The 6,000-nt window shown below is 67.3% G+C and carries 4 protein-coding genes and 1 tRNA gene; all 5 read left to right on the top strand.

What is annotated here, in order from left to right; genetic code table 11:
- Positions 1–29: 29 nt before the first annotated feature.
- The 5 genes from DEJ35_RS12505 (at position 30) to DEJ35_RS12485 (ending at position 5,991) form a co-directional block, all read left to right on the top strand.
- A complete protein-coding gene (locus tag DEJ35_RS12505; protein WP_027466919.1) occupies positions 30–530 on the top strand; it encodes a DUF721 domain-containing protein in 501 nt (166 codons plus the stop codon).
- 133 nt (positions 531–663) lie between these two features.
- The gene (gene gyrB / locus DEJ35_RS12500; RefSeq protein WP_110861890.1) at positions 664–2,667 is read left to right on the top strand and encodes a DNA topoisomerase (ATP-hydrolyzing) subunit B; all 2,004 of its coding nucleotides are present in this window, start codon (positions 664–666) and stop codon (positions 2,665–2,667) included.
- Positions 2,668–2,781: 114 nt separating this feature from the next.
- Positions 2,782–5,439, top strand: coding sequence for a DNA gyrase subunit A (gene gyrA, locus DEJ35_RS12495; protein WP_110861892.1), 2,658 nt, complete (start codon positions 2,782–2,784; stop codon positions 5,437–5,439).
- The gene (locus tag DEJ35_RS12490) at positions 5,432–5,839 is read left to right on the top strand and encodes a DUF3566 domain-containing protein (protein WP_027466922.1); all 408 of its coding nucleotides are present in this window, start codon (positions 5,432–5,434) and stop codon (positions 5,837–5,839) included. Before gyrA ends, DEJ35_RS12490 begins: the two co-directional genes overlap by 8 nt.
- Positions 5,840–5,914: 75 nt before the next feature.
- A tRNA-Ile gene (locus DEJ35_RS12485) sits at positions 5,915–5,991 on the top strand.
- Positions 5,992–6,000 lie beyond the last annotated feature (9 nt).

Below are 6,000 nucleotides of genomic sequence, written 5' to 3'. Positions count from 1 at the left end.
GACCCGACCCCCGCCGGAGCCGACGCCTGATGCCGAAGCCCCGCAAGCCCACCGAACCCTCGCAGGTGTACCGCCACCTGCGCGCGGTGTTCGGCGACCCGTCCAAGCGCGGCACCGATGCCCGCCGACGACGTGCCCGCGAGTTCGACGCCGACACCGTGCCGTACGGACGTGGCCGCGAGCCGAAGGGCCTCGCCGACATCGTCGGTTCGCTCGCCCAGGAGCTCGGCTGGACGGAACCCCTCGCCCGCTCCGAGCTGTTCGTGGACTGGCCGAGCGTCGTCGGCGAGGAGCTGGCGAAGCACTCCCGGCCGGTCACCATCGAGGACGGCGCACTGGTCATCCGGTGCGACTCGACGGCCTGGGCGACCCAGCTCAGACTGATGCGTGCGACGGTCACGACGACCATCGCGGAACGGCACCCCGAAGCCGGGGTCGAGTCGATCAGGGTTTCCGGCCCGGACGCCCCCACGTGGAAACGCGGCCCCAGGACGGTCCAGGGGCGCGGTCCTCGCGACACCTACGGTTGAGGCGACGAAATCATCCTGGAGTGCCAGAAAAGCCCGTCTGAGGGGCAGATGAGCCCTCGAAAGAGGGGGCTCTGCGGTAGACTGGGGGGTGCAGTGCGCGGGCGTTCCGCGCGCAGGCAGGAGCACGCTCGACATGGCAGCAGAATCTGAAGACGACCGGCAGAACCCGCTCGGCGCGGAGACCCCGCAGAGCGAACCGTCCTACGGCGCAGACCAGATTCAGGTGCTCGAGGGGCTCGAGGCCGTCCGCAAGCGCCCCGGTATGTACATCGGTTCGACGGGCCCGCGCGGTCTGCACCACCTGGTCCAGGAGATCGTCGACAACTCCGTCGACGAAGCCCTCGCCGGGTACTGCGACACCATCGACGTGAGCATCCGTGAAGACGGTGGCGTCCGCGTCGTCGACAACGGCCGTGGCATCCCGGTCGACGTCCACGCGGCCGAAGGGGTCTCGACCCTGCAGGTGGTCCTCACCGTCCTGCACGCCGGTGGCAAGTTCGGCGGTGGCGGCTACGCCGTCTCCGGTGGTCTGCACGGCGTCGGTTCGTCCGTGGTGAACGCGCTGAGCTCCGAGCTCGACGTCGAGGTCCGTCGGCAGGGCCACGTCTGGCGTCAGAGCTACACCGACGGTGTCCCCGTCGCGCCCGTCTCCAAGGACGAAGAGACGGACGAGACCGGCACGACGATCACGTTCTGGCCGAACGCCGAGATCTTCGAGTCCGTCGTCTTCGACTACGAGACCCTGCGGACGCGGTTCCAGCAGATGGCCTTCCTGAACAAGGGCCTGCGGATCAACCTGCGCGACGAGCGCACCCCGGAAGAAGGGGAAGAGGCGCGCAACGACACGTTCATGTACGAGCGAGGTCTCGCCGACTACGTCGAGTACATCAACGCGCAGAAGAAGGCCGACCTGGTCCACCCCGACGTCATCGGCTTCGAGGCCGAGGACCCGGAGCGCAAGATCGCGCTCGAGGTCGCGATGCAGTGGAACACCTCCTACCAGGAGAGCGTCCACACCTTCGCGAACACGATCAACACGCACGAGGGCGGAACCCACGAAGAGGGCTTCCGCGCCGCGCTCACGACCCTCGTCAACCGCTACGCGCGCGAGGCGAAGATCATCAAGGAGAAGGACGACAACCTCACGGGTGACGACATCCGCGAAGGGCTGACCGCCGTCATCTCCGTCAAGCTCGGCGAGCCGCAGTTCGAGGGGCAGACGAAGACCAAGCTCGGCAACACCGAGGCGAAGTCGTTCGTGCAGCGCGTCGTCGGCACCGAGCTGACCCACTGGTTCGAGAGCAACCCGACGCAGGCGCGCGACGTCGTCCGCAAGGCGATCCAGGCGTCGCAGGCACGTCTGGCCGCCCGCAAGGCGCGCGAGACCACTCGCCGCAAGGGGCTGCTCGAGTCGGGCGGCATGCCCGGCAAGCTCAAGGACTGCCAGTCGAAGGACCCGACGGTGTCGGAGATCTTCATGGTCGAGGGTGACTCCGCCGGCGGTTCCGCCGTGCAGGGCCGCAACCCGATGACCCAGGCGATCCTGCCCCTGCGCGGCAAGATCCTGAACGTCGAGAAGGCCCGTCTCGACCGCGCCCTCGCCAACCAGGAGATCCAGTCGATGATCACGGCGTTCGGTGCCGGCATCGGTGAGGACTTCGACCCGGACAAGGCCCGGTACCACAAGATCGTGCTGATGGCCGATGCCGACGTCGACGGTCAGCACATCACCACGCTGCTGCTCACGCTGCTGTTCCGCTACATGCGTCCGCTCATCGAGCACGGCTACGTGTACCTCGCGCAGCCGCCGCTCTACCGCCTGAAGTGGTCGAACTCGGCGCACGAGTACGTCTTCAGCGACCGGGAGCGCGACGCACTGATGCAGGCCGGCCTCGCAGCCGGCAAGCGCATCCCGAAGGACAACGGGATCCAGCGCTACAAGGGCCTCGGCGAGATGGACTACAAGGAGCTCTGGGACACCACGATGAACCCGGACACCCGCACGCTCCTGCAGGTCACGCTGGAGGACGCGGCTGCTGTGGACAGCGTCTTCTCGACGCTGATGGGTGAAGACGTCGACGCACGTCGCCAGTTCATCCAGCAGAACGCCAAGGACGTCCGCTTCCTCGACATCTAACGGCCAGGAGGCGCGGCGTGAGCCGCGTCGACCAGTCCTGACCACCTGTGGTCGCGCCCGGCGCGACCAACGGAACCACAGCCTCCAGGCTGTCCAGAAAGGGAACGAAGCCACATGGCTGACGACAACGAGAACGGCGCCGACGAGCAGCCCGAGATCGTCCACGGCGACAGCGGGGACATCGTCGTCTCCGGTGACCGCATCTCGCAGGTCGACCTGCAGCTCGAGATGCAGCGCTCGTACCTCGACTACGCGATGTCGGTCATCGTCGGTCGTGCCCTGCCGGAGGTTCGCGACGGCCTCAAGCCGGTGCACCGCCGTGTGATCTACGCGATGTTCGACGGCGGCTACCGCCCGGACCGTGCGTTCTCGAAGTGCTCCCGCGTCGTCGGTGACGTCATGGGCCAGTTCCACCCGCACGGTGACTCGGCGATCTACGACGCCCTCGTCCGCCTGGTGCAGCCGTGGTCGCTCCGGTACCCGCTCGCGCTCGGCCAGGGCAACTTCGGTTCGCCGGGCAACGACGGCGCCGCCGCCCCGCGGTACACCGAGACGAAGATGGCGCCGCTCGCGCTCGAGATGGTCCGCGACATCGACGAGGACACCGTCGACTTCCAGGACAACTACGACGGCCGCACCCAGGAGCCGGCGATCCTGCCGGCCCGCTTCCCGAACCTGCTCGTCAACGGCTCGGTCGGCATCGCGGTCGGCATGGCCACGAACATCCCGCCGCACAACCTGCGCGAGGTCGCCGAGGGTGCCAAGTGGGCGCTCGACAACCCCGACGCCACCCGCGAAGAGCTGCTCGCCGCGCTCATGCAGCGCATCAAGGGCCCGGACTTCCCGACCGGTGCGCAGGTGCTCGGCACCAAGGGCATCCAGGACGCCTACCGCACCGGCCGTGGCTCGATCACGATGCGTGCCGTGGTCTCGGTGGAGGAGATCCAGGGTCGCACCTGCCTCGTCGTCACCGAGCTGCCGTACCAGGTCAACCCGGACAACCTGGCGATCAAGATCGCCGAGCTCGTCAAGGACGGCAAGCTCGCCGGTGTCGCCGACATCCGTGACGAGACCTCCGGTCGCACCGGGCAGCGCCTGGTCATCGTGCTGAAGCGCGACGCCGTCGCCAAGGTCGTGCTGAACAACCTGTACAAGCACACCCAGCTGCAGGAGAACTTCGGCGCGAACATGCTCGCGATCGTCGACGGGGTGCCCCGCACCCTGCCGCTCGACGGCTTCATCTCGGCGTGGGTCGCGCACCAGGTCGACGTCATCGTCCGCCGCACGCAGTTCCGTCTGCGCGAGGCCGAGAAGCGCGCCCACATCCTGCGCGGCTACCTGGCTGCGCTCGACGCCCTCGACGAGGTCATCGCGCTCATCCGTCGCTCGCCCGACGTCGAAGAGGCCCGCACCGGCCTGATGGACCTGCTGTCCGTCGACGAGATCCAGGCGCGCGCGATCCTCGAACTGCAGCTCCGTCGTCTCGCCGCCCTCGAGCGTCAGAAGATCCACGACGAGGCCGAAGAGCTCGAGCGCAAGATCGCCGACTTCCAGGACATCCTCGGGTCGGAGAGCCGTCAGCGCTCGATCATCCGCGACGAGCTGAGCGAGATCGTCGACCGCTTCGGCGACGACCGGCGTACCGAGATCATGTTCGGCTACGACGGCGACATGTCGATGGAAGACCTGATCCCCGAAGAGGAGATGGTCGTCACCATCACCCGCGGTGGCTACGTCAAGCGCACGCGCAGCGACCAGTACCGCTCGCAGCACCGCGGCGGCCGAGGTGTCCGTGGGGCCCAGCTCCGAGCCGACGACATCGTCGAGCACTTCTTCGTCACGACGACCCACCACTGGCTCCTGTTCCTCACCGACCAGGGCCGGGTCTACCGCGCCAAGGCGTACGAGCTGCAGGAAGCCGGCCGTGACGCGAAGGGCCAGCACGTCGCGAACCTCCTCGCGATGCAGCCCGACGAGCAGATCCAGCAGGTACTCGACATCCGCGACTACGAGGTCGCGCAGTACCTCGTGCTCGCGACCGAGCACGGCCTGGTGAAGAAGACCGCGCTCACCGAGTACGACACGAACCGCACCGGCGGCATCATCGCGATCAACCTGCGCGACGGCGACAAGCTCCGCCAGGCGCTGCTCGTCGACGAGCACGACGATCTGCTCCTGGTGTCCCGCCAGGGCATGTCGCTCCGGTTCACGGCGACGAACGACACCCTGCGTCCGATGGGTCGCTCGACCTCGGGTGTGAAGGGAATGTCCTTCCGCGACGGCGACTCGCTGCTCGCAGCCCGGGTCGTCTCGGACGACGGCTTCGTCTGGGTGATGACCGAGGGCGGCTATGCCAAGCGCACCGCGGTCGACCAGTACCGCGTGCAGGGCCGTGGTGGTCTGGGCATCAAGGTCGCGAAGTTGGCGGTCGACCGGGGCGATCTCGTGGGCGCTCTCATCGTCGGGGAGGACGACGAGGTGCTCGTCGTGCTGCAATCGGGCAAGGTGGTAAGGTCTGCCGTGGCCGAGGTCCCTGCCAAGGGCCGTGACACGATGGGCGTCGTCTTCGCGAGGTTCGCGGAGAACGACCGGATCATCGCGGTGGCCCGGAACACCGAGCGGAACCTGGACGACCAGGACGACGCCGAGATCGAGCCCGCGGGCCCGGTGGAGACGGTCAGCCCTGCCGAAGCGGCCCCGGATTCCACTGATCCCATCGACACCGAGCCCGTCGCAGACGAGGCCGGAGAGGACCAGTCAACCAATGAGTAGTGTCGCCGAGAAGCTCCAGAAGAAGGCGAAGCGTCCCGTCGGCACCCGCCAGGTGCGGTTGCGACTGGTCTACGTCGACTTCTGGTCGATGGTGAAGCTGAGCTTCCTCATCGCCCTGGCCGGCAGCATCGTGATCGTGGTCGCCACGGCACTGGTGTGGGTCATCCTGAACCAGACGGGTGTGTTCACCCAGGTCGACGCCCTGTTGAAGGACGTCACCGGCCAGAACAGTTACTCGATCATGGACCAGTTCTCGCTGGGCCAGGTCCTCGGGTTCTCCATCGTCGTGGGCATCCTCAACGTGGTCGTCGGCACCGTCCTCGGCGCCATCGTGAGCGTGCTCTACAACCTCAGTGTGCGGATCACGGGCGGTCTGCTCGTGGGCTTCACGAACAACTGACACACCCGGGCCGGATGGGCCCACTGCTCGATTTCGTTCCGGCGGGATCGTACGGTAGGCTTTCATCCGGTCTGAGGGGCTATAGCTCAGGCGGTTAGAGCGCTTCGCTGATAACGAAGAGGTCCAAGGTTCAAGTCCTTGTAGCCCCACCAGTTCTCCGG

Origin of the sequence: Curtobacterium sp. MCPF17_051 (assembly GCF_003234595.1) — a bacterium.
Classification (GTDB): domain Bacteria; phylum Actinomycetota; class Actinomycetes; order Actinomycetales; family Microbacteriaceae; genus Curtobacterium; species Curtobacterium flaccumfaciens.
This window is presented reverse-complemented; position numbering and strand designations above follow the sequence as displayed.

Excerpts from the sequence above, each read along its gene's own strand:
- DEJ35_RS12490 (WP_027466922.1), top strand. The coding sequence starts at position 5,432 with ATGAGTAGTGTCGCCGAGAAGCTCCAGAAGAAGGCGAAGCGTCCCGTC.
- gyrA (WP_110861892.1), top strand. The coding sequence starts at position 2,782 with ATGGCTGACGACAACGAGAACGGCGCCGACGAGCAGCCCGAGATCGTC.
- gyrB (WP_110861890.1), top strand. The coding sequence starts at position 664 with ATGGCAGCAGAATCTGAAGACGACCGGCAGAACCCGCTCGGCGCGGAG.
- DEJ35_RS12505 (WP_027466919.1), top strand. The coding sequence starts at position 30 with ATGCCGAAGCCCCGCAAGCCCACCGAACCCTCGCAGGTGTACCGCCAC.